Origin of the sequence: Pseudodesulfovibrio nedwellii (genome assembly GCF_027923765.1) — a bacterium.
Taxonomy (GTDB): domain Bacteria; phylum Desulfobacterota; class Desulfovibrionia; order Desulfovibrionales; family Desulfovibrionaceae; genus Pseudodesulfovibrio; species Pseudodesulfovibrio nedwellii.
In genome coordinates this window covers 1,990,852-2,016,285 of record NZ_AP026709.1, presented here as the reverse complement: position 1 = coordinate 2,016,285, position 25,434 = coordinate 1,990,852, and the positions used below count along the sequence as shown (strand labels likewise).

26 protein-coding genes are annotated in these 25,434 nt (G+C 51.1%); 13 read left to right on the top strand and 13 right to left on the bottom strand.

What is annotated here, in order from left to right; genetic code table 11:
* Window position 1 precedes the first annotated feature (1 nt).
* From SYK_RS09465 to SYK_RS09445, 5 genes are all read left to right on the top strand, one after another.
* A complete protein-coding gene (locus tag SYK_RS09465) occupies window positions 2-889 on the top strand; it encodes a branched-chain amino acid ABC transporter permease (protein ID WP_281760016.1) in 888 nt (295 codons plus the stop codon).
* Between the two features lie 2 nt (window positions 890-891).
* Entirely contained in the window at window positions 892-1,938 is a 1,047-nt protein-coding gene (locus SYK_RS09460; protein ID WP_281760015.1) for a branched-chain amino acid ABC transporter permease, read from the top strand.
* Window positions 1,939-2,030: 92 nt separating this feature from the next.
* Complete coding sequence (locus tag SYK_RS09455; RefSeq protein WP_281760014.1) at window positions 2,031-3,245, top strand: ABC transporter substrate-binding protein; 1,215 nt, start codon at window positions 2,031-2,033, stop codon at window positions 3,243-3,245.
* Between the two features lie 186 nt (window positions 3,246-3,431).
* Window positions 3,432-4,232 (top strand): ABC transporter ATP-binding protein, encoded by an 801-nt coding sequence (locus SYK_RS09450; RefSeq protein ID WP_281760013.1) that lies wholly within the window; start codon window positions 3,432-3,434, stop codon window positions 4,230-4,232.
* Between the two features lie 392 nt (window positions 4,233-4,624).
* Window positions 4,625-5,863 carry a phenylacetate--CoA ligase family protein gene (locus SYK_RS09445; protein WP_281760012.1) on the top strand — a complete coding sequence of 413 codons (1,239 nt, stop codon included), beginning with the start codon at window positions 4,625-4,627 and terminating at the stop codon, window positions 5,861-5,863.
* A 436-nt stretch (window positions 5,864-6,299) separates the two neighbouring features.
* On the opposite strand, the gene SYK_RS09440 is transcribed toward SYK_RS09445, so the two are convergent.
* The 3 genes from SYK_RS09440 to SYK_RS09430 all read right to left on the bottom strand — a co-directional run bounded on the left by SYK_RS09440 (window position 6,300) and on the right by SYK_RS09430 (window position 8,863).
* On the bottom strand, window positions 6,300-6,611 hold the full coding sequence (locus SYK_RS09440) for an IscA/HesB family protein (RefSeq protein ID WP_281760011.1): 312 nt from the start codon (window positions 6,609-6,611) through the stop codon (window positions 6,300-6,302).
* A 195-nt stretch (window positions 6,612-6,806) separates the two neighbouring features.
* On the bottom strand, window positions 6,807-8,258 hold the full coding sequence (locus SYK_RS09435; RefSeq protein WP_281760010.1) for a catalase: 1,452 nt from the start codon (window positions 8,256-8,258) through the stop codon (window positions 6,807-6,809).
* A 257-nt stretch (window positions 8,259-8,515) separates the two neighbouring features.
* The gene (locus tag SYK_RS09430; protein ID WP_281760009.1) at window positions 8,516-8,863 is read right to left on the bottom strand and encodes an IscA/HesB family protein; all 348 of its coding nucleotides are present in this window, start codon (window positions 8,861-8,863) and stop codon (window positions 8,516-8,518) included.
* A gap of 169 nt (window positions 8,864-9,032) precedes the next feature.
* On the opposite strand from SYK_RS09430, the gene pyrR reads away from it, so the two are divergent.
* The 3 genes from pyrR to SYK_RS09415 are packed head-to-tail and all read left to right on the top strand — an operon-like array spanning window position 9,033 to window position 10,713.
* Window positions 9,033-9,575, top strand: coding sequence for a bifunctional pyr operon transcriptional regulator/uracil phosphoribosyltransferase PyrR (gene pyrR, locus SYK_RS09425; protein WP_281760008.1), 543 nt, complete (start codon window positions 9,033-9,035; stop codon window positions 9,573-9,575).
* Window positions 9,576-9,577: 2 nt separating this feature from the next.
* Complete coding sequence (gene thrB / locus SYK_RS09420; protein ID WP_281760007.1) at window positions 9,578-10,114, top strand: homoserine kinase; 537 nt, start codon at window positions 9,578-9,580, stop codon at window positions 10,112-10,114.
* Entirely contained in the window at window positions 10,111-10,713 is a 603-nt protein-coding gene (locus SYK_RS09415; RefSeq protein ID WP_281760006.1) for a hypothetical protein, read from the top strand. The genes thrB and SYK_RS09415 overlap by 4 nt, the downstream gene beginning before the upstream one ends.
* 151 nt (window positions 10,714-10,864) lie before the next feature.
* On the opposite strand, the gene SYK_RS09410 is transcribed toward SYK_RS09415, so the two are convergent.
* Both SYK_RS09410 and SYK_RS09405 read right to left on the bottom strand, forming a co-directional pair.
* On the bottom strand, window positions 10,865-11,221 hold the full coding sequence (locus tag SYK_RS09410; protein ID WP_281760005.1) for a hypothetical protein: 357 nt from the start codon (window positions 11,219-11,221) through the stop codon (window positions 10,865-10,867).
* Between the two features lie 54 nt (window positions 11,222-11,275).
* A complete protein-coding gene (locus SYK_RS09405) occupies window positions 11,276-12,106 on the bottom strand; it encodes a WcbI family polysaccharide biosynthesis putative acetyltransferase (RefSeq protein WP_281760004.1) in 831 nt (276 codons plus the stop codon).
* A gap of 157 nt (window positions 12,107-12,263) precedes the next feature.
* Here SYK_RS09405 and cobT point away from each other — a divergent pair, with 157 nt between their 5' ends.
* Window positions 12,264-13,334, top strand: coding sequence for a nicotinate-nucleotide--dimethylbenzimidazole phosphoribosyltransferase (gene cobT / locus SYK_RS09400; RefSeq protein WP_281760003.1), 1,071 nt, complete (start codon window positions 12,264-12,266; stop codon window positions 13,332-13,334).
* A gap of 554 nt (window positions 13,335-13,888) precedes the next feature.
* On the opposite strand, the gene SYK_RS09395 is transcribed toward cobT, so the two are convergent.
* From SYK_RS09395 to SYK_RS09385, 3 genes are all read right to left on the bottom strand, one after another.
* Window positions 13,889-14,086 carry a hypothetical protein gene (locus SYK_RS09395; RefSeq protein ID WP_281760002.1) on the bottom strand — a complete coding sequence of 66 codons (198 nt, stop codon included), beginning with the start codon at window positions 14,084-14,086 and terminating at the stop codon, window positions 13,889-13,891.
* Window positions 14,087-14,281: 195 nt separating this feature from the next.
* On the bottom strand, window positions 14,282-15,211 hold the full coding sequence (gene hemC / locus SYK_RS09390) for a hydroxymethylbilane synthase (protein ID WP_281760001.1): 930 nt from the start codon (window positions 15,209-15,211) through the stop codon (window positions 14,282-14,284).
* A gap of 25 nt (window positions 15,212-15,236) precedes the next feature.
* Window positions 15,237-15,494 (bottom strand): FmdB family zinc ribbon protein, encoded by a 258-nt coding sequence (locus tag SYK_RS09385; RefSeq protein ID WP_281760000.1) that lies wholly within the window; start codon window positions 15,492-15,494, stop codon window positions 15,237-15,239.
* A gap of 237 nt (window positions 15,495-15,731) precedes the next feature.
* On the opposite strand from SYK_RS09385, the gene SYK_RS09380 reads away from it, so the two are divergent.
* Window positions 15,732-16,688 carry a tetratricopeptide repeat protein gene (locus SYK_RS09380; protein ID WP_281759999.1) on the top strand — a complete coding sequence of 319 codons (957 nt, stop codon included), beginning with the start codon at window positions 15,732-15,734 and terminating at the stop codon, window positions 16,686-16,688.
* Between the two features lie 306 nt (window positions 16,689-16,994).
* The gene (locus SYK_RS09375) at window positions 16,995-17,933 is read left to right on the top strand and encodes a tetratricopeptide repeat protein (protein ID WP_281759998.1); all 939 of its coding nucleotides are present in this window, start codon (window positions 16,995-16,997) and stop codon (window positions 17,931-17,933) included.
* Between the two features lie 88 nt (window positions 17,934-18,021).
* Here the strand turns inward: SYK_RS09375 and lon are convergent, their stop codons facing one another.
* From lon to lptE, 5 genes are all read right to left on the bottom strand, one after another.
* Window positions 18,022-20,559: an endopeptidase La gene (gene lon / locus SYK_RS09370; RefSeq protein ID WP_281759997.1), complete on the bottom strand. Its 2,538-nt coding sequence runs from the start codon at window positions 20,557-20,559 to the stop codon at window positions 18,022-18,024.
* Window positions 20,560-20,657: 98 nt separating this feature from the next.
* Entirely contained in the window at window positions 20,658-20,930 is a 273-nt protein-coding gene (locus SYK_RS09365; protein ID WP_281759996.1) for an acylphosphatase, read from the bottom strand.
* On the bottom strand, window positions 20,931-21,614 hold the full coding sequence (gene radC / locus SYK_RS09360; RefSeq protein WP_281759995.1) for a RadC family protein: 684 nt from the start codon (window positions 21,612-21,614) through the stop codon (window positions 20,931-20,933).
* Window positions 21,611-22,606, bottom strand: a complete 996-nt coding sequence (locus SYK_RS09355) for a DNA polymerase III subunit delta (RefSeq protein ID WP_281759994.1) — start codon at window positions 22,604-22,606, stop codon at window positions 21,611-21,613. The genes radC and SYK_RS09355 overlap by 4 nt, the downstream gene beginning before the upstream one ends.
* A 7-nt stretch (window positions 22,607-22,613) precedes the next feature.
* Complete coding sequence (gene lptE / locus SYK_RS09350; protein WP_281759993.1) at window positions 22,614-23,111, bottom strand: LPS assembly lipoprotein LptE; 498 nt, start codon at window positions 23,109-23,111, stop codon at window positions 22,614-22,616.
* Between the two features lie 526 nt (window positions 23,112-23,637).
* On the opposite strand from lptE, the gene SYK_RS09345 reads away from it, so the two are divergent.
* Complete coding sequence (locus tag SYK_RS09345; RefSeq protein WP_281759992.1) at window positions 23,638-24,369, top strand: glycosyltransferase; 732 nt, start codon at window positions 23,638-23,640, stop codon at window positions 24,367-24,369.
* A 133-nt stretch (window positions 24,370-24,502) separates the two neighbouring features.
* Complete coding sequence (locus SYK_RS09340) at window positions 24,503-25,276, top strand: GGDEF domain-containing protein (protein ID WP_281759991.1); 774 nt, start codon at window positions 24,503-24,505, stop codon at window positions 25,274-25,276.
* The last annotated feature ends 158 nt before the right edge of the window (window positions 25,277-25,434 follow it).

Sequence of the window (25,434 nt, the reverse complement as noted above, 5' to 3'; positions counted from 1 at the left end):
CATGGAATATTATCTGCAACTCATCGTCAATGGATTGGTGGTCGGCGGGATCTATTCCTTGGTCGCCCTGGGGTTCGTCATTATTTACAAGGCCACAAAGGTCGTGAACTTCGCACAGGGTGAACTGGTCATGGTCGGGGCATACATGTGCTTCGCGTTGACCGTACAGTTTAACATCCCGTTTATCTGGGCATTCTTTATCACTCTGGGATTTTCAGTCCTGCTCGGGCTTGCCATCGAACGTATGGTCCTGCGGCCACTCATTGGCGAGGAACATATCTCGGTTATCATGGTTACAGTGGGCATGAGTTCCGTGCTCAAGTCATTGGTACAACTTTTTTGGGGAACCCAGATCAAGGTGTATCCGCAGGTGTTGCCGAGTGAACCGATCGTGATCGCAGGTTTGCCCGTGGCTCCTGTCTATATCGCTGCCTTTGTGCTCTCTGCAGTCCTGTTCGCCATATTCTCGGTTTTCTTTAAATACTCACGGACAGGGATTGCCATGCGTGCCACGGCATTTGACCAACAAGCCGCGCAATCTATGGGGATTGGTATCAAAAATATCTTTGCCATGAGTTGGTGCATCGCCTGCGTCGTGTCTTCTGTGGGCGGTGTCATTCTTGGCAATATCAACGGTATCAACTCCCACATTGGTCATCTTGGACTGAAAGTTTTCCCGGCGGTGATTCTCGGCGGGCTGGATTCCCTGCTTGGCGCGGCACTTGGCGGGTTGATTATTGGTGTGCTTGAAAATGTGTGTGATGGAGCGGCGCGGCAGTTGTTCGGTCTGGGTGGTTTCCGAGAGGTTGCGGCCTTCATCATTTTGGTCATTATTTTAATGATCAAGCCATACGGTCTGTTCGGGACCAAAGAGATCGAGAGGGTTTAGTCATGCAAGGCAAATGCGGTCTCTTTTTCACCTCCTATCGCGGCGAAGCTCGGATTTTTCAATCCGGTTTCCAAAAACTCATGATCGGCCTGCTTGTTGCGGCCCTGTGTGTTGCCCCATTGGTACTCGATGTCTTTACGACATCCGTCATGAACTTGATTTTTATCTCGGTCATCGGCGCGGTGTCCCTTAACTTGTTGACCGGCGTATGCGGGCAGATTTCTCTCGGTCATGGTGCATTCATTGGTGTGGGTGCTTACGCAGCGGGACAATGCTCCTTACACGGCGTTCCATTTCCGTTGGCTATTTTGACCGGAGGTCTGATTACGGCCATGGTCGGCATGGTGTTTGGTGTCCCATCGCTTAGGCTCAAGGGTATTTATCTTGCTATCGCAACGTTGGCGGCCCAGTTGGTGCTTGAATATGTGTTTCTGCACGGTGGAGTGTTAACCGGCGGGTCCAATGGGTTGTTGCTCGATCCTCCGCAGATGTTTGGCTTCAGTTTTGATACCGAGGGCCGGATGTACTATCTGCTTTTCGCCTTTACTGCTGCCAGCCTGCTCATGGTGTCAAATATCATGCGGTCTAAGTATGGACGTGCTTTTGTGTCCATCAGGGATTTTTATCTGTCGGCTGAAATAGTGGGTGTGAACCTGTTTTGGTACAAGCTCATCGCGTTCGGCGTCAGTTCATTCTTAGCGGGTGTGGCCGGTGGGCTGTGGGGGCATTACACGGGGTATATTTCTGCTGAGCAGTTTAACATAGGGCTGTCCATTTCCTATCTCGCCATGATCATTATCGGCGGGTTGGGGTCGGTCATAGGTTCTGTGTTCGGTGCCATATTCATCGTGCTCCTCCCGGAGGTTCTCAATATCGTGGCGAACGGTGTGGGCGCTTATTTCCCTGACATCGCTCAGCACCTTGTGGCCCTGCGCGAAGGTGTGTTCGGATTGGTCCTTATTCTATTCCTGATTTTTGAACCGGAAGGATTGGCAAACCGTTGGCGTTTGGCCAAGGCATATTGGAAGTTGTATCCGTTTGCTCATTAGGCATAATCCCGCGAAACGCGGGTTGAAAATAGAAATGACGTCTCGTTCACAGTGGAGGGACGTGTCAACCTTAATCCCTTAGGAGAATGACTATGAGGGTAGGTACAATCATAACTGCGGTCTGCATCACGCTTTTGGCTGGGCTGATGCTGTTTGGCTGCGGAGGCGAAGACAAGAACTCGGCTGAAACTTCAACCAACGACGCTTCCCCCATCAAAGTGGGTGGCCTCATCGATCTGTCCGGTCCCACGTCGTCCGTGGGTGCTCCCTATGCAGAAGGCATCAAGGGCGGAGTCAAGTACGTCAACGAAAATGGTGGTATCGATGGTCGTATGATCGAACTGAATCTTCAGGATACTGCCTATAATGTTCAGCAAGGACTTTCCCTGTATAAGAAGATGGTCAACACCGACAAGGTTGTCTGCATCCAAGGGTATGGATCGGCTGTGACCGAAGCCCTGATCCGTAATCTGGCTAAGGACAAGGTCCCTGATCTTTCGGCATCCTATTCCGCGCATTTGACCGACCCGAAAAAGGCTCCTTACAACTTTTTCATAGCGGCAGATTATTCCACGCAGGCCCGTGCTGCCATCAAGTATTTTCATGAAAATTGGAAGGGTGAAGGCGCACCCAAGATTGCCTTTATCTATCCCGACCATCCTTACGGTTTGGCTCCCATTGTTGGAGCCAAGGCCTACGCCGAAGAACTCGGTTACGATATCGTGGGTGAAGCCAATGTCTCGCTCAAGGCTATTGACGCCACCACTGAGCTGTTACCCCTCAAGGACTTGGCTCCCGATTTCTGCTGGATAGGCGGAACGACCCCGTCCACATCAGTCATTCTTAAGTCCGCCAAGAATATTGGTATGAATACGACCTTCTTCACCAATATTTGGGGCTCTGATGAAAATCTGCCCAAGTTGGCCGGAGAGGATGCCAACGGCGCATATTCCAATCAGGCCGCCGCTGTTTATGGACAGGATGTTCCAGGCATGAAGGCCATTATGGAAATTACCGACAACAAGCCGCAGATGACACACTATACCCGCGGTTTCGTCTCCGTATTGGTCATGGCTGAGGGCCTCAAGCGTGCGAATGCTAATGGTCCGGTGACAGGCGAGTCTCTCAAGACGGCTCTTGAAACCCTGCGTGACTTTGATCCTATGGGTTTAGCTCCGTTGATTTCCTACTTCCCGGATGATCACCGTCCGAATATGGCTGTGTTTCTGTACGTCATCAAAGATGGCAAGTTGACCTTCGTAAAAGAGGAAATCCTGAACCGTCGAGCCGACTGGCTGGGACATTAAAAACTGTTGAAAAAACCGGGCTGGCGTCGTTGCTTCAGCAAATTCAGACTCTCACGTAGGAAGACTACGCTTCGATCCTGATTTTGTTTTGCGCCTACCTAGTCCGGTTTTTAAACAATTTTTGAAGAAATAGAAAAAGACCGAGGGCGGTTTCAATCGCCTTCGGCCATATCGCGGGAGTACCCCTTGAATAACGTACTGAAGGTTGAAAATCTGGAAGTCGTCTACAATGACGTCGTTCTCGTGTTGAAAGGCTTGTCCCTGGCTTGTCCATTGGGAGAAATCACGGCTTTGCTCGGAGCAAATGGCGCGGGCAAATCGACTACCTTGAAGGCCATTTCCGGCCTGCTGGAAACCGAAGACGGCGAAGTCACGGACGGCACTATCCTCTACAAGGATGAGCCGATTCAAGGAACCATCCCCGAGAAGATTGTCAGGAAGGGTGTTTTTCAGGTTATGGAAGGGCGCCGTATTTTCGAAGATCTGACCGTGGAAGAGAATCTCAAATGTGGCGCATTTACCCGGCCACGCTCCGAGATCAACACGTCCATGGAAAAAGTGTATGACTATTTCCCTCGGCTTCGGGAACGGTGCAAGCAACTTGCGGGCTATATGTCCGGCGGCGAACAACAGATGTGTGCCATTGGTCGCGCCATCATGGCGAAACCCGACTTGCTTCTCCTTGACGAGCCATCCCTCGGTTTGGCGCCACTACTGGTGGAAGAAATATTTGACATCATCAAGAAGATCAACGCCGAAGAAGGCGTGACCATCCTGTTGGTGGAACAGAACGCTCGCGCGGCCCTGTCCGTGGCTCAACAGGCGTACATTATGGAAAATGGTCGGGTCGTTATGGATGGCACTGCCGCTGAGCTACTTAACAACCCGGATGTGCAGGAATTTTATCTCGGCATGGGAAAGAGCGGCGACAAACGATCTTATCGGGATGTAAAGCATTATCGCCGTCGTAAGCGTTGGCTTGGGTGACGGCTGTCCATAGCGGGGTATCTGCACATTTTTCGGACTTCATTTAATCCTTAACGTAGCTAGGCTACGCCTCCGGTTAAATTCCGTCCGAGAAAATGCACATCTACCCCACTCTGAACAACCTTCAGGTGTGATGGGGGGGGGCGCTGTTGGATGCTGGAGCATCCAAGGTGCTTTGGTTGGTGAGAGATTGTTGATTTGCTAGAAATATTTTTAGATCTGTCGTAAAAGGAAAAGACTGTATTTTTAGACTGATTTTTACGCCGCTTTATTTTCTTTTCTCTTTGGTATGACCTGTCAGCGGCGTAGCGACAAAAAGTTTAGGAAGGGGGTTCCAAGGGGGAGAACCCTTTTCAAAGAGTTTCCCCCTTGGCCGCCGGAGGCATCTTCAAATGTACTACAGCGAATATGAGACTGAGCCGCGTGAAAAGCGGATGAAACGGAAGTGGAAGGGCGTACGAGAAGTGCTGCTTGAGGCCGAACAGTCGTCCGGTGAATTTCAGGCGCGTCTGGAAACCATGGGTGCGTGTGCCCGTGATTTCAAGAATTGGGACGACTATGGAAAAATCCCTCCGCTCAGAAAACGGGATGTCATCCAATGGCAGAAGGAATATGGCCTTGGCTGGTTCCTAAACTGCAAACCCGGTCAGTTGTCGCGTATCTATCAGTCCCCCGGCCCCATTTTTGACCCGGAAGGCATGGACCCTGATTATTGGGCGTGGAGTGAGGGCTTTTTTGCTGCCGGATTCAGGCCCGGCGATCTCGCGCAGATGACATTTTCCTATCATATGACCCCCGCTGGATTGATGCTTGAGGAGCCGCTTCGGGATATTGGTTGCGGCGTGGTCCCGGCTGGGCCGGGCAATACAGCCAAGCAGATTGAGTTCTTGATGCAATTGCCGGTCACAGCGTTTGTGGGCATGACCAGTTATCTCAAAGTGATAGGCCAGAAAGCGCAGGCAGCAGGGTTTGATCTGCGTGAAGATTTTTCGCTTGAAAAAGCCTATGTCGCCGCCGAACCACTGTCCGAGATGCTTCGAGCAGAAGTCGAGGACATGTTTGGTATAACCGTCCGCCAAGGCTACGGTACGGCGGATGTGGGATGTATCGCCTATGAGTGCATGGAATTGGGAGGGATGCACCTGTCCAATTACCGGCATGTGGAAATTTGCGACCCGGCAACTGGTGAACCTTTGCCTGACGGCGAACTCGGTGAGGTCGTGGTGACGCCTTTTTTCACTGATTATCCGTTGGTGCGTCTGGCTACGGGAGACCTGTCTTCCATCGATTCCTCTCTGTGCGAATGCGGGCGGACGGCCCGGAAACTCACGGGCTGGAAGGGGCGTGCCGATGATACGGCCAAGGTCAAGGGACAATTCATTTATCCCGAACAGGCCATGGCTGTTTTCGCGAAGTATCCTGATGTTTCGTGCTGGCAGATTCAGGTAAAGAATGATAAAGGCAGGGACTCCCTTGTGGTGGTAGTGGAAACTGCTACTCCATTGGATAAAGAAAAGTTCTGCGCCGATTTTCAGTCGGTGATGAAATTAAAACCAGTCGTCGAAACCTGCGCGCCCGGGACATTCCCGGAAGACACGCCCCGGCTCGTCGATGAGAGGACTTTCTATTAAACCGGCTTTTAGCCGGGTTGCGGTCCTAATCGAGTGGGGCGGTGCCAAGCGAGCACTGCCCCTTTGATTTTTTTGGGTGGGTGGCGGCTTTTGATAGCGGCGCATCTGCACATTTTTCGGGCGTAAATCAATCCTCGCCGTAGCTAGGCTACGACTGTGGTTGATTTGGCCCGAGAAAATGCACATCTGCACCACTCTCGAAAGCCTTGAGGTGTCGGGGATGTTTCTTTGAAGAGGGATTGTTCATGTCCCTTATTGTGTCGGGGAGGAGAGCCGCTGTTGGGATGCTTTGCATCCCAAAGTGCTCCCGTTGAGATTGAAGAAGAAGGCACGGTGTTGGTCTGATGGTTGGATATTTTTTGAGTGATAAGATGTGTGGCGTAAGATATAAAAAAAAGCCCGCTTGTGCGGGCTTTTTTGTTTGATTTGGTGTTGTCTATTGGCCGCATCCACCACCACAACTGCCGCATCCACCACCGCCGATCTGATTTTCGGAATCGATGGCGAAACCGTAGTCAGTCATGTCGATGGAGACGGTTCCAGAGGCCTCGGCCAATTCTTCATTGATGAGGAAAGTAAAGCCGGCGTGCTCGACGGATTTATCTCCGTCACGAACTTCGTCCAAAGCCAATGAAAGTCTCATGCCGGAGCAGCCTCCGTCGGCCAGATGGACACGGATGGGCTGAACTTCGCGGTCGGCAAAATATGTGGTCAATTCTTTCTGTGCAGATTCGGTTACGTTAATCATTGGTCTCTCCTGAGAGTTGATGTGTTTGAAACCAAATAAGTAGGAATTAGTCTCTGTAAAGAGGTAAGGGCCTTTTTTTTGTATGCAAAATTGTGCTTTGTTGCGACTCTCAAAAAGATTTTGTCTATAAATTGTATAGATAATAGGGAGTGGCTTTGGTGCAAAGCCACTCCCTATTATTCAAGGATTATTGGACTAATCGATGCATTTCGGAGTCAGTCCCAAGGCTTTTGCCACGCCTTTCCCATAGTTGGGGTCAGCTTTCATGCAGTTGCCGATATGGCGTTGTTTGATTTCTTCCGGGGCATCACCCATTGCACTGGCCGTGTTCTGAAAGAGGACTTTTTGTTGATCAGGTGACATCAGTCTGAACAGTTTGCCGGGCTGGGTGTAATAGTCTTCGTCCTCTCTGTGATCCCAGTTGTATGCCGCGCCATCCAGTTCAAGCGGCGGTTCTTTGTGTTCCGGTTGCTCCTGCCATTCTCCATAGCTGTTCGGCTCATAGCCAAGGGTGTCACCATAGTTACCATCCACACGCATTGCACCGTCCCGGTGGTAGCCATGGACAGGGCATTTGGCAGCGTTAACTGGAATCAGGTGATGATTGACGCCGAGGCGGTAGCGTTGTGCATCTCCATAGGAGAACAGGCGCCCCTGGAGCATCTTGTCGGGGGAGAAGCCAATGCCAGGAACAATGCTCGCCGGGTTGAAAGCGGCTTGTTCCACTTCCGCAAAGTAGTTCTCAGGGTTACGATTCAGCTCCATTTCACCGACTTCAATCAAGGGATAGTCCCCGTGGTACCAGACTTTTGTTAGATCAAAGGGGTTGTGCTTGTAGGTAGCGGCTTCTTTCTCCGGCATGATCTGGACACTGAGTGTCCATTTGGGGAAATCGCCTTGTTCAAGAGTGTCGTATAAATCTCGTTGATGACTTTCACGGCACATACCAACTGTTTTGGTAGCCTCTTCATCGGTCATGTTCTTGATGCCCTGATGCGACCGGAAATGGAATTTGACCCAGAATCTTTCGTTGTTAGCGTTGATAAAGCTGAAAGTGTGACTGCCGAATCCGTGCATATGGCGGTATGATTGTGGGATGCCACGATCGCTCATCGTTATGGTGACCTGATGCAGAGCTTCGGGCAGCGATGTCCAGAAGTCCCAGTTGTTTTTTGCGCTTCGCATATTGGTGCGCGGGTCGCGCTTAACGGCGTGATTGAGGTCTGGGAATTTGAGCGGGTCACGCAGGAAAAAAACAGGCGTGTTGTTTCCTACCAAATCCCAGTTGCCTTCATCCGTGTAAAATTTCAGAGCAAAGCCACGAATATCGCGTTCCGCATCTGCCGCGCCACGTTCTCCGGCGACAGTGGAGAAACGAGCAAACATGTCGGTTTTCTTTCCTACTTCCGCGAAAATGCTCGCCTTAGTGTATTGTGTGATATCCTTGGTCACGGTGAATGTGCCGTATGCGCCTGATCCTTTGGCGTGCATTCTGCGCTCAGGAATTACTTCTCTGTCAAAATGGGCAAGTTTTTCAAGAAACCATACATCTTGCAGAAGTTGTGGTCCCCGTGGTCCGGCGGTCATCACATTCTGGTTATCGGCGACTGGAGCGCCGAAATTGTTCGTTAGTTTTTTCTTTGACATTGGCTTTCTCCTTTAGTGAATAATTTCTTTTATTTAATTATCCAAATTGTTTGGATTTAAATAGAAACCGACAGGGGATGAGCATATCAGCCGAAAAAAGGCGGGAGTATTATTCTTTGAAAGAAGAAGGGATGATAAATTATTAGAAGGGTTGTTGAGTCTCTGTAAGGGCGTAAAAAAGCCCGGACCATTGCGTCTATTTGTACGCAAAGGTCCGGGCCTTGAAAGCAATGTCGTAAAGACGACTTATCGCTGCATTAGCAACCGCAGCCACCGGAGCCGTTAGACTCGCAGGAACCAGCGGAAGAGCATCCACAGCTGGCGCCTTCGCCGCCGCCAACAGGATTTTCAGACTCAACCACGAAACCGTAGTAGGTCATGTCAATCTTGATATTGCCGGTTTCTTTGCTCAATTCCTTGTCAACAAGGAAGGTCAAACCAGCGGCCTCGAAAACTTCGTCTTTATCATTAGGCTCATCCAGAGCCAGAGTCAGGCGAGGGCCTGCTCAGCCACCGGCTGCGAGATAGACGCGAATGGGAGATGCGTCTTTGTCCTGGAAGTAGCCTTCAAGCTGCTTCTGGGCAGCTTCTGTAACTTCGAACATGTTAATTTCCTCCTAAATGTGGTCGAGAAAGGAAGAGGTAAGGTTAATAGGAGTAATTGTCAAATCGAAAGTTGCAGATTATCTGCACTCGATGTTGACCACCCCGTTGGTATGAGCTAATTTCCACCATTCCGAGAACAGCCAAAAAAACGTATGCGAGGCCACCACAATGAAAGAATGCGGGACCATATTATCCGACAGGGAAATGAGCAGGACGCTTGAGCGTCTGGCCTTTGAAATTTATGAACGGCATGGTGACGACGAAACCGTGGCCATCCTTGGCATTCAGCGACGTGGAGCCGATCTTGCCGAGCGGTTGAAAAAATTGCTGGATGAACGTCTTGGGCGCAAGGTCCCGTTGGGCAAGCTAGATATAAACCTGTACCGCGACGATTGGACTACCAATTTGGAACTGGCTCCGACCATCAATTGCTCTGAGATTGGCTACGATGTGGAAGGGCGCACCATCGTATTGGTTGACGATGTGCTTTATTCCGGTCGTACTGTTCGAGCCGCGCTGGAAGCCATCCTTGATTATGGGCGTCCCAAACAGGTTGAACTGCTGGTGCTGGTTGATCGAGGTCACCGTGAGTTGCCTATTCAGGCGGACTATGTGGGCAAGCGAGTCGATACGCTGGGTGACGAGCACGTCAACGTGCTCGTGGTTGAGCGCGACGATGAAGACAAAGTCTGCTTAGTGCGGGGCGATTAATCATGGCTTTTACTCCTTTGGAGCGTGACCCCATTCCGTTGCCGTGCATCACATTAGTGGGCATGGCCTCGGCGGGAAAGTCCACGTTGGGCACTCTTTTGGCCGAGCGACTTGGCTGGGGACAGCTCGATACGGATCGTTATCTCGAATCTTATTATGCCATGCCGTTGCAGGCAATCCTCGACAGGTATGGTCTGGATGAATTTTTGCGCATCGAAGAGCATCTGGTTTCTGAATTGAACCTGACCCGGACGGTTATTTCAACGGGTGGCAGTGTTATCTATGGTTCCAAGGCGATGGGACGGCTTAAAAAGCTTGGACCTGTCGTGTTGCTCGACATTGATGAAACCACGTTTGTCGAGCGTGTGGGAAATGCAGAGAATCGAGGGCTTGCCATCGCTCCCGGTAAGACCATGCAGGACCTTTACAACGAACGGGAGCCACTGTACCGTGCCGCCGCTGACATCGTGGTTGGTACTGTTGAGCATACGCCTGAAGAGAGCGTGGATCTTATTCTCGAACACGTGGATTTCGCATGAAAAAATTGACTCCCAAGGCGGCTTTTCGGAAGCTCGCCGCCATATATGACAAGATGGTTGATCGTTACAATGATGTAGCGGAAACCATTGATATGAAATGTGACGGCTGTACCGACAACTGTTGTCTCTCCTTTTTTCAGCATCATACCTATGTTGAATGGGCGTATATGTGGGAAGGGCTGAACCAGCTCCCCGCAGATCGTTTGGAAGCCATCAAAGCCAAGGCGCAGGAATATGTGGAACAGGGGCAGATGACTCTGGCTCGCGGTCAACGTCCGCACATTATGTGCCCGTTGAATATCGACGAGAATCAGGGCATTTGTGGACTGTACAAGCACCGCCTCATGATTTGTCGTATGCACGGTGTACCCAATATGCTCGTCAAACCCACAGGACAGGAAATTCGTTTTCCCGGATGTTATCGCTGTCAGGAACTCACCGAGGGCATGGACACTCCGCCCGTAGTGGATCGCACTCCGCTTTACAAGGATCTTGTCATGCTTGAGATGCAGTTCGTGGGCAAGAATTTGCGCCAACTGCCAAAAGTGGATCACACCATAGCCGAGATGATCGTCCTCGGACCGCCGAAGCTTCGATAAGCGGCCGATTGCGTCGTTGCTGCGGTCAATCCGCATCTTCACATACTGAAGCGTCGGCTGCGGGGCATGTGTGAGAGCAGAGATATAAAGAATTAAGAAAAGCGCACTGTGTATAAACACGGTGCGCTTTTTTTGATGTATGCGATGCTGTTTAGACGCTTTTCGAGAATCCTGCTTTGGCGAATGTATATTGTCCGGCCTGCAACAGGGCTATCTCGTTTTCTTTAGATGAAATCTGACGATATTTTTCGTCGTCGGGCAGTGCGGAGTTCCAGACATCGGCGATTTCCGAGCGCACGGTTTGAATACGCGATTCCATGTGCTCAAGCGAAAATGTGCCGTTTTTGATCGGTTCGATGGCAGCTTCCTTGAATGCTGCAATGGCCTCTTCCGACAACTCGATGAAGTCGCCGAGAATTTGGCTTGCCTGCTCCTGCACCACTTCCTTGAGGTGCATTTCAAAGGAGTACCCGCCTGAAATGTGAGTGTTGTCCAATTTTATATACATGACCTTCCTCCGTGATGGCCTGTATATTCCTATCGGACAGTGCGCGTGATCGCTTTATGGTTTGTGAACGCCTTGGAGATAGCCGATAAAGTCAGTCACGTTCGCCTTTCGGGCACTGATGTAGTGTGTGACCCATCGGGCGAAGGCCATTTTCCCTCCGTAAATTTCGTATTTCTGCTCAGGTCCGCCAAAGGACAACCCAAGCGTAGCGGCTACCTTGGGGTTAATGGGTAGCTCACATTCCGGGAACGGATCACCCAGCGAGTTTAATATGGTATCGTTTGGCGGCGTGAAACCCAATTCCTTGAGCACTCCTTTGGCTACATGATTCATGAGCATCGGGCCGGGGTGGTTGATTGTGTTGAATAGTCTGGTGTCCTTGTAACTTTCTCGGATGATATGACTGTATGTGATCGGCGTGTGCGCTTCCCGGCTTTCTTCTTGTACAAAGGTCTGTGCAAGGCGTGCAGGGAGGTCGTATTTAGCGGCAATGTTTGCGTGCAAGGCGAGGATGACTGTTTCCTCTGCCGGAAGTCCGAGAGCGACCAGTGTATCCAGATGTTCACAACGGTAATCGAATCCGGTTTTATTTGACCATGTCGGCCAATAGCCTGTGAAGAACATGTTGGGGATGCATAAGGAACGAGCATTGTCTGAAAGTTTGGTAAGCAGTGTTTCTGACGCCAGTTCATCCCAATTGGGTCCGAGAAATTGATATAAAAACAGGGTGCAGTTTTTCCAAATATCGTCGGGGAGAGGCTCTCGAACATAGTTGGTGAAGAGCCGACATTCGTACCTGTCAGCAAATTCCGGGCAGGTCTCAAGTCTTTCGATAAGTGGGGCGCCCTGACAATTGGCGTGAACGATGCAAAGTTCCTTGTTCATAATTGTGTCTGGAACGGGTTGGATTTGTGCGTGAAAAGCATTGAGCTTTAGCTATCATGGTTCCCATTCTACAGCAATATAGGCCTTCGGCGGTTTACAGGGTGGCTTGGACAAGGTATCCCTCGCGGACACGAAAAAATAGATAAGGAAGAGTGTTATGGATACGTTTTTTAAAGCAGCTTTGGCTGCCATAGAGCCAGTTGATCAAGCCCTTGCCAAACAGGGACAGGCCCATCTCGATAATTTGACCAAGCCGCAAGGAAGCCTTGGTCGTCTGGAAGAATTGGCGTTGCAGCTTTATCTTATTCAAGAAGGTCAAAAGCTTTCGGTTGACCCCATGCGCATCTACACCGTGGCCGGTGATCACGGTGTGAATGCTGAAGGTGTCAGTGTGTTTCCTCAGGAAGTGACCAGGCAAATGGTGCTGAATTTCTTGAATAATGGAGCAGGAATCAATGTCCTGGCTGAAACTGTTGGCGCACAGTTGTATGTCGTGGACGCTGGTTGTTGCGGGGGGAAATATGATGAGCATCCCAGCCTGATCCAGGCCAAAGTGGCAGAGGGGACGGCCAATTTGGCAGAAGGGCCGGCCATGACGCATGAGCAGTGTGTGCAGGCGCTTAATCTTGGTATTTCGTTGGCAGATCGTGCCCATGAAGAGGGCATAAAAGTTCTTGGTACCGGCGACATGGGTATTTCCAACACCACGCCGTCCACCGCTCTTTATTGTGCGTATCTTGGGCTTGAGCCTGAATCCATGACTGGTCCCGGAACTGGCCTTGACAAAGATGGCGTTATTTCTAAGGCAAACGTTGTTCACAAGGGCCTTGCCGCAAATTCCGATATTGTTAAGTCCGGTGATGCCGTTGGTATTTTAGCCGCACTTGGTGGATTGGAAATCGCGACTTTGACTGGTCTTATTCTCGGTGGAGCAAAGAACCGTCAGCTTGTGTGCGTGGATGGATTTATTTCTACCGCTGCCTATCTTGCCGCCTGGAAGATTTGTCCCACGGTGCGAGAATATAGTATTATCAGTCATGCTTCCGCAGAACCCGGCCATGCCGCCGCAGTCAAAGCCATGGAGCTGAAGCCCTATCTTGATCTCGGTTTTCGACTCGGCGAAGGAACCGGCGCGGCCTGTGCTATGTTTCTCGTTCGCAGTGCCGCCAATATGTTTAACGATATGGCAACTTTTGCAGACGCCGGTGTCGCTGAATCTGACGTGTAGAGTTGTTTCCAACGTCTGGGGGAAGGAAAGAGGGAAATCCTTTGAGAAGGGTTCTCCCTCTTTCCTTCCCCCAGCCCCCCATCCCATCTTTCTTCCCAAACTTTTTGTAGCGCCTTCGGCGATGCCGTTTGATGGTCGTGTATAGTATAAGATGATTTTTGTATCACACAGAAGAGTCAACAAGGTTTGTTGGTTAGATATGATTTTGCTGTCGTTTTTTTGTACAATTCATTTTTACCACCGAATTCATCTCTTTTCTTAAAAGGCACCAGCAAAGCGCCGTGCCTTCTTTCTTTTTGAAATGGAGTGCTTTGGGATGCAAAGCATCCCAACAACGGCTCTTCCCCCCGGTGAAGTGAGGCTTTCGAGAGTGGTTCAGCTCCTAGGCGGAAGGCTCGAGGCAACCGGAGGCGTAGCCTGGCTACGGTGAGGATTGACTCGCGCCTTCCAACGACGGAGATGGGCCGCTATCGGAAGCCGTGTCTGAACGATTCTCCAAAAAAATAGGCTGGACAAAGCGTCCAGCCTATTTTTTTGGAGAATCGTTCACAAACCTATGCATCGCCGAGATCTCCGGTGACAGCCTGTATGACGTCTCCCTTGGCGTTGTAGGTGCCGGTGGCTTCAACCTTGACGAGCTGACGAGCCATTTCCGGGTTTTCCAGAACCTCACGTTGGAGCCTGACCTTGCGGATATTCTTAACCTGATCCGTCAAATTCGCGCCCTGTGTTTCAAATCCAGCAACTTCCATGATTCGTACCTCCTTGAGAGGGGTGTTGAATATGTTATATGCTTTCTTTATCGGCTTTCCGAAGGAAACCTTTAGGGGATTTGTCGGGTCACGGAGCTTACGTTCCCCCGGGAGACGGACTCCTGTAAGTTTTTTCATAGGCTTATAGTGTGAAATGTTTTTATGAAAAGGCCGCTAAAAGCGGCCGTTTCAGTGCTAGGATACGCGATTATAAACTTCATCGAGGATTTCTTTGCCACCGGCTTTGCTGACCTGATCGGCTAATTCCATGCCCATGTCCCATGCGTCTTTGGCTTTGCCTTCGATCTCCATGCGGATGGGGCGGGAGCCGTCCACGTCAGCCACGAAGCCGGTCAGATGGATAGAGTCGCCATCCAAAACGGACCATGCTGCGATGGGAACCTGACAACCGCCGTCAAGACCGGTCAGGAAGCCGCGTTCGGCCATGACCTGCATCTTGGTGGGAGCGTGGTCGAGGAATTGGAGCATTTCGATCAACTCGGTGTTGTCGGTGCGATACTCGATGCCGAGTGCGCCCTGTGCCACGGCGGGTAGAAATTCAGGCGGTCCGAGTTCTTCTCTTTTGGGTGCGGAGATTCCCAGTCGTTCAAGACCTGCTGTGGCGACGACGATGGCGTCGAAATTACCATCCAGCAATTTTTGGATACGAGTATTGAGGTTACCGCGTAGGGATTCGATTTTGAGATCGGAACGCAGAGCGGCAAGCTGAGATTGGCGGCGCAGGCTTGATGTGCCGACGACGGCACCTTCGGGCAGCCCTTTGAGACCGTCGTATTTGACAGACAGCAGGGTGTCGGTGGATGCTCCGCGTTCGGTGATGATATCTACTTCAAGGCCTTCAGGCAGCTTGGTGGGAACATCTTTCATTGAGTGGACTGCAAGTTGGGCGCGGCCATCAAGCATGGCTTCTTCGATCTCTTTGACAAAGAGTCCTTTGCCGCCGACTTTAGCCAGCGGTACGTCGAGAATCTTGTCGCCCTTGGTTTTGATTTTGAGCAGTTCGACAGTCAAGTCGGGGTATTGGGCTTCAAGTCGATCCTTGATGTGGTCGGCCTGCCAAAGAGCGAGTTCGCTCCCTCTGGTGGCGATAGTCAATGTTTTCATTGGAAACCTTCTGGTGAGAAAAAAGTTAACCGCAATTGGAGCAGTCGCCGCCGGAGCAGCCTGAACAGGGAGACGAAGATGAAAAACTGGAACCAGCGTCTGTATCGCCGCCGCCGGATTCAGGGGCGGAAGCGCCGCCAGCGATCTTGGAGCGGACCGCACTCATGAGTTTGCCGGTTTTTTCTGATTGGCATTTGGGGCAGGGAGGACATTCATCCCGATCAAAGACGAGTTCTTCGAATTCGTGGCCGCAATCACTGCATTTGTATTCAAATATGGGCATGACATGCTCCGAAATGGTGTTTTTTGCCGAGTTCGCCCGACAGAGGGATTCCATATCCGAAAAGGGCTTGACTGGCAATGTGCAGAGGGAATGGTAAGTCGTGATGCTGTTATGTCTAGTCTCGAGAGCTAAAAACAATCCTTTACAGCCAGCACGTCTAATGGGAGAATATAAAATAGTAGAGGTCCCCTTTGGGGTGTTGTTCCATGAATTTTGTCGGAGTATTTAGTGAGTATCATGAACGACGACTTTTTTGCTCTTGATCTTGCCAGTACCCTTGATGATGAAGGTGCCCCCAAGCCTCCTTCCGGTTGGAAGTATATGTCTCGCGGCGGTATGCTTCGGTGCGCATTCTCGACCACTCGCCCTGTGAAGATGGGCATGGGAGCCAGCCAACGAACACATGCCAGTCAGAATTTCTGGTATGTTGAACAAGTGGACCGAGAAGAATTTTCTGGTCGAATGATTAATGATATTCACGTGCCAATCGGCGACCCTGAGTCCATCACAATGCAGGATCTGGTCAGCAACTATACGCCGGAGTTGTCCTATTTTGAGGAATTGGTCCTTCCGGCCATGGCTGTTGCGGCCAATGTTAGCCCGGACGAGGTGAAAGGTGTTGACGCCAGTGGTTTCTTGTCTCTGTTTGGGCTGAGTTTGATTTATCTCTCTCGCCATGAACCTGACAGGGCCAGAGAATTGCTTGATCAACTTGTGCGGGTCAAGGCTGATTTTGACGGCAAGGATCAGTTCCTTTTTAACGACCTCGGTATAGCCCTGCGGAAAAGCGGCATGTATCCGGATGCCATGGTTTATTTTCGTCGGGCTCTGGAATTTGTTGGTGACGATGAAAATCTCTATTACAATTTGGCTCGCGTTCATTACGAGAACAATGATTGGGACGGGTGTCTGGAATATCTTGTTCTCTCACATAGGCTCAACCCGGAGCTGGAGATGACGCGCAGCCTTCTTGAGATGATTGTGGGATTGGATCAGGATCATTCACTGCTCGGTCGGTATGGCAAGCCTATTGTACCGCCGCATATTGCATCGCGGGCGCGGCAGATATTGACCGTCGATTCCGGTAAGTTGAAGCTTGATGAAGAACCGGTAGTCATGGGTATTGAACCCGGAAGAGCTCGGTCAGGTGCTGTCGGCGTCGTGGAATTGAAAAAGCATGGCAGTGACAAATAGTTGATGAGAATTTCTGTGTTTCAAGTGCGTTATTGAAACTCGTTCGATTTCTTATTTCAGACCCCTAAAGCCGGTTTTATTCTCCTCCGATAAGAAAGAAGGTTGAGGGATGGAGTGTTTTTTGGCAATTGCCGGAACTATCTCTCTCTAATTAATGAACGCGGTTGGTGTCGCGGGAGCCCAATGCTCAATGCACAAGGCTGGTAGCACCGTGTTCGGCCACATCATGAAGACTCGCTTTGCATCAGGGGAAGATGCTCGGTGGGGTGATAGGTCGGGCACGTCGCAGCCTTGTAAGGGATTCCCATGAGGCAGGATTCGTATGTCTCCCTAGATGGCAGGGGACAGTTATATACCAAGCAGCGACATGACGGTTTCGATTATGTTTGTTGTATTTTCTCTACTCAGAGAACACATTTGCTCAGCCGGGCGACAACGTTGCGCGGTCAGGGACAAAAGCATTATTGGCTTGTTCGCCAGATGGACGAAGTCTCTTTTGGTGTGCGTGGTGCGGACGGCGATTTTTTGCCTTTCGGAACCGAAGCAATCATCCCTCTCAGTGAGTTGCTGACGTATTATTCGCCAGAGGTCGCGGTTTTCGAGGAGCGGTTGTTGACTGCGGCCAAAGAACATGACTTTCAGATGATCGGTGATCGCCGGTCCATTTTGCGCATAGATCAAGCCAATGTGCGCGGTCTATTTGGCATTGCCCTCAAGTATATCAAGGCCCGCAAACTTTCACGGGCGCGTGTCTTTATTCGCGAATTGCTCAGGTTGACAACTGAGTATGCTGGCAGGGATCAGTTTCTGTTCAATGATTTCGGTATTCGCCTTCGCAAGGTCCGGCATTACGAAGGCGCAGTCCTTTGTTATAGGCGTGGTTTGGTTTTTACGCAGGTCGATGACCATCTCTATTACAATCTGGCTCGGGCCTATTATGAACAGGGCCAGTGGTGGGACTGCATGAACGCGCTGGTGTCATGCTTTGATTTGAATCCGGTGCTGCCAGTGGCCCGTGATCTGGTGGTATTGGTTATGGCGTTGGCCGACAGTGCTCGGCTCAGGATGCGATATGGTAAGCCTCCGGTGCCGGATGGTGTGGCCCGACGGGCAGAAGTGTTGGGTGAGGCGGCTTTCATTCATGATGAGACCGCGCAGGAAACAGCTCGAGAGTTGAGTGTGCGTAAAGAAGATAAAGCGAAGGAAGACCTGTGGCTTCCCGGAAGGGATATTGTCGGGATGTAAAAGGAATTAGGATAGGAAACCGTTTTTGATGGAAAAAAGCCCCGGTGCATGTGCGCCGGGGCTTTTAATTAATCTTGAGAGGATTTGTTTAGCATTTTTTTGCTTGTGGCCAGACTTGATCTACTTTTTCGATGGGTACGATCTTAATCCGTTTGCGTAGTTCGTCTGGAATTTCACTCAAATCCTTTTTGTTTTGAGCTGGAATGAGCACCTTTGTCATACCGCGAGATACGGCTGCAAGGATTTTTTCTTTGACGCCGCCGACTGGCAGGACTCGTCCGCGCAGGCTGATTTCGCCGGTCATGGCCAAGTCCGGGCAGACCGGAGTATTGGTCAGGGCGGAGATGAGCGCGGTCACCAGTGTAACACCAGCAGAAGGGCCGTCCTTGGGCGTTGCTCCTGCCGGGACGTGGACGTGAATATCAAGTTTGTCCGAGAAGCCTGGATCAATGCCGTAGGTATCGGCCATGGTGCGGGCGATGGACAGAGCGGCCTGAGCCGATTCCTTCATCACGTCACCGAGTTTGCCTGTTAAGGTGAGTTTGCCTTTACCGGGCATGGTTGTCACTTCAATGTGCAGGATTTCGCCGCCATAGGGAGTCCAAGCCAAACCGACCGCAACGCCCGGAGGCAGGGTGGTTTCCTTTTCGTCGTCCAAAAAACGCGGTGGTCCGAGCAATGTATACAGATTCTTGGCCGTGACCTTGAATGGTCCTTTTTCGCCTTCGGCTTTTTTGCGGGCCATCTTGCGGCACAAGGTGCCGATTTCGCGTTCCACGTTACGCAGTCCGGCTTCACGGGTGTATTCGCGTACCACCTTGCTGATCAACTTGTCGCTGATCGTCAATTCCTTTTCCTTGAGACCGTTTTCACCAATCTGGCGAGGAAGGATGTACCGGCGGGTGATGACGGTCTTTTCCTGTTCAGTGTAACCGGGAATGCGGATGACTTCCATGCGGTCCAGAAGCGGACCGGGAATGGAATCGAGCATGTTGGCCGTGCAGATGAACATGACCTTGGACAGATCAAAGGCCACGTTCAGATAGTGGTCTGTGAATGTGAAGTTCTGTTCCGGGTCAAGCACTTCCAGCAGGGCAGATGACGGGTCGCCTCGGAAATCCGAGCCGAGCTTATCGATCTCATCCAGCATGATCACCGGATTTCGGGTGCCGCATTGTTTGATGGCCTGGATGATACGTCCGGGCATGGCCCCGATGTAGGTCCGGCGATGACCACGAATTTCCGCTTCGTCGCGCATGCCGCCAAGGGACATACGGTGGAATTTGCGGCCCAAGCTTCGTGCGATGGAGCGACCAAGCGAGGTTTTACCCACACCGGGAGGACCCACGAAACACAATATCGGGCCTTTCATCTTGGGATTGAGTTTACGAACGCTTAGGTATTCAAGAATGCGTTCCTTCACCTTTTCGAGATCGTAGTGATCGTCGTTCAGGATTGTTTCGGCTTTTTTGATATCCAGACGGTCGCGTGAAGTCTTTTTCCACGGCAGTTCCGTCATCCAGTCAAGATAGGTGCGGATGACGGTCGCTTCAGAAGATTCGGCATGCATGGCTTCCAGACGGCGGAGCTGCTTGAATGCTTCTTTCATGACGTCTTTCGGCATGCCTGAGGCGCCAATGCTTTTGCGCAACCCGTCCATTTCTTCAGATTCGTCTCCCTCATCACCCAATTCGCGTTTGATCGCTTTGAGTTGTTCACGGAGATAAAAATCACGCTGCGCTTTATCCATGCCCTCTTTGGCCATGGTTTGGATCTTGTTCTGCATGCTCGCCACTTCTACTTCCTTGAGCAGCTGTTTATTCACCAGCTCAAGGCGTTCCATGGGATCATGGCATTCGAGAATTTTCTGTGCGGCATCCACTTTCATGCGCAAATTGGAGGCAATCAGATCGGCCAGTCTGCCCGGTTCGGACACATTGTTCAGGACTGACATGATGTCCTGTGCAGAGATGCCGCGCAGGGTGAGAATTTTTTCAGATTGCTCGCGTGAAGAACGGACAAGTGCTTCCTGTTCCGCGGTAAGGGTGCCGGTCTCAGGTTCCATGAGTGGTTCCAGTTCGGCGATATGATAAGGCTCGTTGGTTGTGAACCGTTGGACCTTGGCGCGTGCCAGACCTTGGACCAGAACCTTCAGTCGTCCGTCGGGCATTTTCAGCATGCGCATGATCATGCCCACAGTACCGGTCATATATAGTTCGTCTTCTGTCGGATCTTCTACGGCCTCGTCCTTTTGCGTCAGGATGAGAATATAGCGATCTCCAGAAAGTGCGGCGTCAACCGCTTGAACCGATTTTTCGCGGCCGACAAATAGTGGTAGAATCATGTAGTTGAAAACTACAATGTCGCGGACGGCCAGGACAGGAAGTGTCTGGGGAATGTCCGAGGGGTTGGGCCCGGTCATGCCAGTGCCGTCACCAAACAGTCCGGCGTTTCCGCCCTGATTGGTCAGTGCCTCGATGATGTCGGGCAATTCTTCGCCGGGCTTGGGGGCCTCGGATTTTGGGGTGGCAGGTTTGCGGGTCGGGGCCTTATCTTTGATGACATCCGACTTCTTGCGTTTTATCCGCGTCGGTTGGATGGGGGATTTCTTGTTTTTCTTGCTCAAGGGAATAACCTCTCATTTGAGTGCAAACTGAGTGTGTTACACCTAATAAGTCGTTAATTCCTGTTTGCAAGTATATTATTATTGTAAAAAAACTGTTTTTAGCGGCGGATAGAGAAGGAAGGGATGATTTCGTCGGTTTCAGATTGGGTTGTGTTTATCTTTGTAACTCGCGCCAGGGGTGGTCCTTCCCAGAGGTCGCGTTCAAATTTACTGAGTAATTCCGGGTTGCCTTGAGCCAGTGTTTCCACATTTCCATCTGGCAGGTTGCGTACCCAACCTGTCACGCCCAATTCGCGAGCTGTGTCACGGGTCCATGCCCTGAACCAAACACCTTGTACTTTCCCGTGGATGGTGGCGTGGAATTGATGCATCTAGAGATATCCTCCCTCATAAAAACTGTAATAGTCCGTGTCTGTGACCACGATATGATCGTGTACGGCTATATCCAGATTCTGTGCGGCTTCCTTAATCATACCGGTCAGCAGTATGTCTTCTTTGGAAGGAGTGGGATCGCCGCCGGGATGGTTGTGCGCGAGTATGATGCTGACGGCTTCCAATCGAAGGGCCATGGCAATGATCTCACGGGGGAATACTGGCGCGGCATTGACTGTGCCATTGCCAACTTTCTCCCATGCGATGACTCTGTTCTTCGAGTCGAGAAATGCAGTCCAGAATTCTTCGACGCCTTTGCCTCCGAGCCTTGCCATTGCGGCTTCGGCGACATCTCTGGGGTCGGAAAGCGGTATGCCGCTTCGGGCCTGCGCTTCTCCCAGTCTGGCGTAGAGTTCCTGCAATAATATCCAGTGGGCCGTGACCGCCGGGCCAACACCTTTGACTGTGTCTAACTGATCGGGGCGGGCCGTGATTGCACTTTTGAGCGAGCCGAATCTGTCGATCAGTTCTTTTGCCAGTGGTTTGGTGTCCCGACGAGGCAGGACCTGTGCTAGCACAAGCTCCATGATTTCGTAGTCCGCCAGACTGCGGCTGTTGTCCACGAGTTTGGCTTTGAGGCGTTGGCGGTGTCCAAGATAATGCGGTGTGTCAGGTTTGGTCATCGGGCACGGCGGGTTTGACGTTTGGGTTGAAACAGGTCAATTAATCCGGCCATGAGGATATCCAGCGCCTCTTCATATCTGCGTTCACCGGTTTTGAGCGACAGTTCAGCCTCAAGGGCCAGGTCGATCATGCGGGCGACACCGGCTCTGCCCAGTCGTTGGGCGATTGGGGCTTTCTTTTTCAGCATATAAGGGTTGCCCTTGGGGTTCTCCCCATTGGCAAGCATCCAGTACATACGGGCCTGACTTGCCAGAAATCCGATGAGATTGAACAGCATCTGATCTTTGGCCGATTTGGCATGGTCGTCGAGGACCCGTTTCCATACTGAAACTTCAGCTCCGGGTTGACCCAAAGCATCCATGAGATCGAAAAAGGGCATTTCACCGGTTTGCGCCACGAGGTCGACGTGTTCTCGACGAACTGTACGTTCATCGCCTGTGGCCAATTCGATTTTGTCAAGCTCCAGACGTGCGGCTACAGCGTCCATGGGCAGGGCAAAAGCCAAGGCTTGTCCAGCGCCGGGTTCGAAGGTCAATCCTTCTCGCGCTGCCCATGCTTTGACGAAATCGGTCAGGGAGCGTTGATCAAGGCCTTTCGATTCCCATATCCAATTTTCTTTTTTTGCCTTTTTGAAAAGGCCGCGACGGGACAGTGCGACGGGAACCGGTGGGGTTTTTCCTTTCCATTGACCTTCTAGACAGAAGATGGGGAAAATGTCGCTGCCAAGGCCTTTGACCCCGGCGTCGAGTTTGTCCCAGTGGTCAGCCTTGAGGGTGTGGGCGCGGCGGACAACCAACGCCTTGGGCTGAGGGAAAAGTGATTTGATGGTCAGGTCGGTCCAAAACGTGTTTGGCAGAGGTTCTTCGTCATCACCCCAGAATGTTTTGGTTTCCCAGTCATTTTGGCTAGACGCTTTGAGTCGTTCATCAATTTGGGTCTTGATGAGTTGCGGGTCCGGGCAGATCAGAAAAAGATATTTTGGGCGGTTCATGGCGTGCCTAGTAGTTCTGGGTCATGCGGTCAGCCAGTCGTCTGATACCGAGTCGGGTTACTTCGGCATCAGCCTCGGCTTCGTCGCCGGTGAAAAAGGGCCAGTCCTGATACATATCACCTGATTGCCAGAGTACAGAGTCGTCAGTTGTGGATCGGATGACTGCGTTGAAGGTGAATTTGGCAACGGAACGGAGAGTTTCATCACTGCCGCCGGAAACTGCGGTTGGGCGATAGTACTTGGTTATTTTGATGGAAATAACGGAATCTGCTCGGTCTTGGTTGTCGACCCATGTGAAGGTGCCACGGTTGTTTAGTTCATCTCGGAGGAGTTTGCGAATGCGTGGTTCCAGCCATGAGAGTGTTGTCGGATTGGTGACTTCTCGGACGGCAATGGTGTGGTATTCTGGAGGGAGTACGGAAGAGTTGCCTTCGCCGAAGGTGTAGCCGCCGCATCCGGTGAGAATCAGGATGAGAAAAAGAACGCTATATCGAAGAGAGTTCATGTTTGGTCTCCATGTCGGGCTTTTGAATTGAGGAATAGTAATGGGAAATTGCGTAAAGGTCCACTTTGATATGATTGGGAAGGGGCAACTGGGCGGTGGGCCTGAAGAAGTCGGGGTTTAAACCCCGAAGGGAAAGAAGAAGTGAGGAAGAGCCGCTTCCATGCGGCCTTTTTTATTGAAAGATGCGCCTTTGGCGAGAGTCATTGTTGGGTGCCGGAGCACCCAACGTTTTCCATGCCCTCCCGGCGGGGGGGGGTGTTGGGGCAAAAAAAGGGCCGAAAAAAAGTCCTTTTCTAGTTTGGCAGCCCGGTGATCGGCGGCAAGAAGCTGATCGTCGCGCGCAGCTTCCTCCCCTCTTCGTCCTTCAGTTCACTGTTCGAAACGAAAATATTACACCCCCCTAAAGATTGTTTAAACTTCGCCGATAAGTTTTATGAATCGCCGGATTATATTCGGTGTTTCGGGAGACAATGTAGGGGTTGGGAGACCCTTCAAACCCGCAAGGACGCGGGGAGGGAGATTGGATATGGCCAGGGACGGCGATATACTTTTTTCGGTGATTATTCCCTCCACCGGCAACAGGCCCAAGGCTTTGCAAAAAGCGGTTTCATCCGTGGATGAGGCGGCCCGGTTCGCTGGATTGGAGAAAGGGCAGATCGAAATTCTTATAGGCTTTGACGGCGTCAAGGGGAAAACCCCCACGGCGGACTATGTGGTCAGAGCTTTTAATCTGCCCAGGGACAATGACTGGGGGAACGGCATCCGCGATATGCTGCTCAAGGTGGCTTCCGGGGAAAAAATACTTTTTCTGGATGACGACAATGTCATCAAGCCATATGCCCTCAGGCAATATATTAAACATTTCGATGCCGAGATGGTCGTTGGCCGTATCGACACACAGCTCGCCTTTGACCAGCCGTTTCTGCCGGTGTTCGACTCCGGCTCCATGATTCGTCCTGGCAATATAGATCCGCTGTGCCTGTGCCTTTCACGTCGGTTGGTGGTGGATAGATGCGGTGGTTGGAAATATCGTGGCAAATACGAGGCCGACTATCTCAATATCCTTCATTGGCACCGTCGTGCGCACAGTGTCACCGTCATTGAAGAAGTGGTTGGGGTTTATGACGCTGGTCGAAGTCTTGATTGCAGTGCTCTCTCCAGACGACAGATGGGGCTGCTTGATCGACTGGCCGCCGAGCGTGACGTCAGTATCAGCGAACTGGAACGTCCTTTTTCCGGGGGGCTTGCTTTGGCATGATGTCCCGTAGACGGGAAAAGTTTTGTAGTACAGCCGCTGTTCCGATTCCCTTGTGTGTCAGAACAGCGGTCTTTCTTTTTTCGTCGATGTTTTTTACAGTGCGCTCATACTTGCCATCACGAGGAATCAATAAATGACAATGATCAATAAATTGGAAAACAGAAAAACTGCATGGCGTATTTTTACGTTTCATGCAGGCATCTCAATGGCTCTGTTGGTCCTTTCCGTGTTTCCTGTGTTGTTTTATCCTGATCAACCTTATGCGCAGATTACTCCGTTATTGGCTGCGGCCATGGTGCTTGGCTTGTCCCTTTATTGTGCCACTCGATTCATGCGATTGATTGAAGAGGCGCACGACAAGATTTCCACGCTCTCGGCTCATGATGATCTGACAGGATTGCCAAACCGACGTTGGTTTTTTGACCGTCTGGATGAAGAGGTGGATCGGGCGTTTCGGTATGGCAATTCCTTGTCCATGATCATGATTGATATAGACCATTTCAAAAGGGTCAACGATTCTTTTGGGCATCCCCTTGGTGATATGGCGCTGGCCGAGGTTTCTCGTCTGCTTTCGGCTAATGTTCGTACTTCGGACATTGTGGCGCGATATGGCGGGGAGGAGTTTGTTGTTCTGCTTCCTGAAACATTGGCGGATCAGGCCGTTTTGGTGGCCGAGAAACTCCGTATGGTCGTGGAGGTGAATGACATCAGTCTGGAGGGGCCGCAGGTCAAAGTGACAATTAGTTGCGGCGTGGCCGATCTTCGCTCGGTTAAAAATTGTAAAGGAAGTACGAGAGACGCCTTTGTCCTCGCTGCCGACAACACCATGCATCGGGCGAAGAAAAATGGCAGAAATCAGGTTCTTTCCTTTGTCCCTAAAAGTGATCGACAGATTCCCTTAGTCTGATTTTATCCATTGCCATTGGTCTTTAAATGACTATTTTTGTGACGCAGGCTGTCGTTGCAAAGGCTTGGTTGCATCCATCGACTTTGCATCAGTCTGATATGTAACAATTTTTAACATAGATTTTTCCCCTTTCCCACCGTGATCTTTTACGTTAAGTA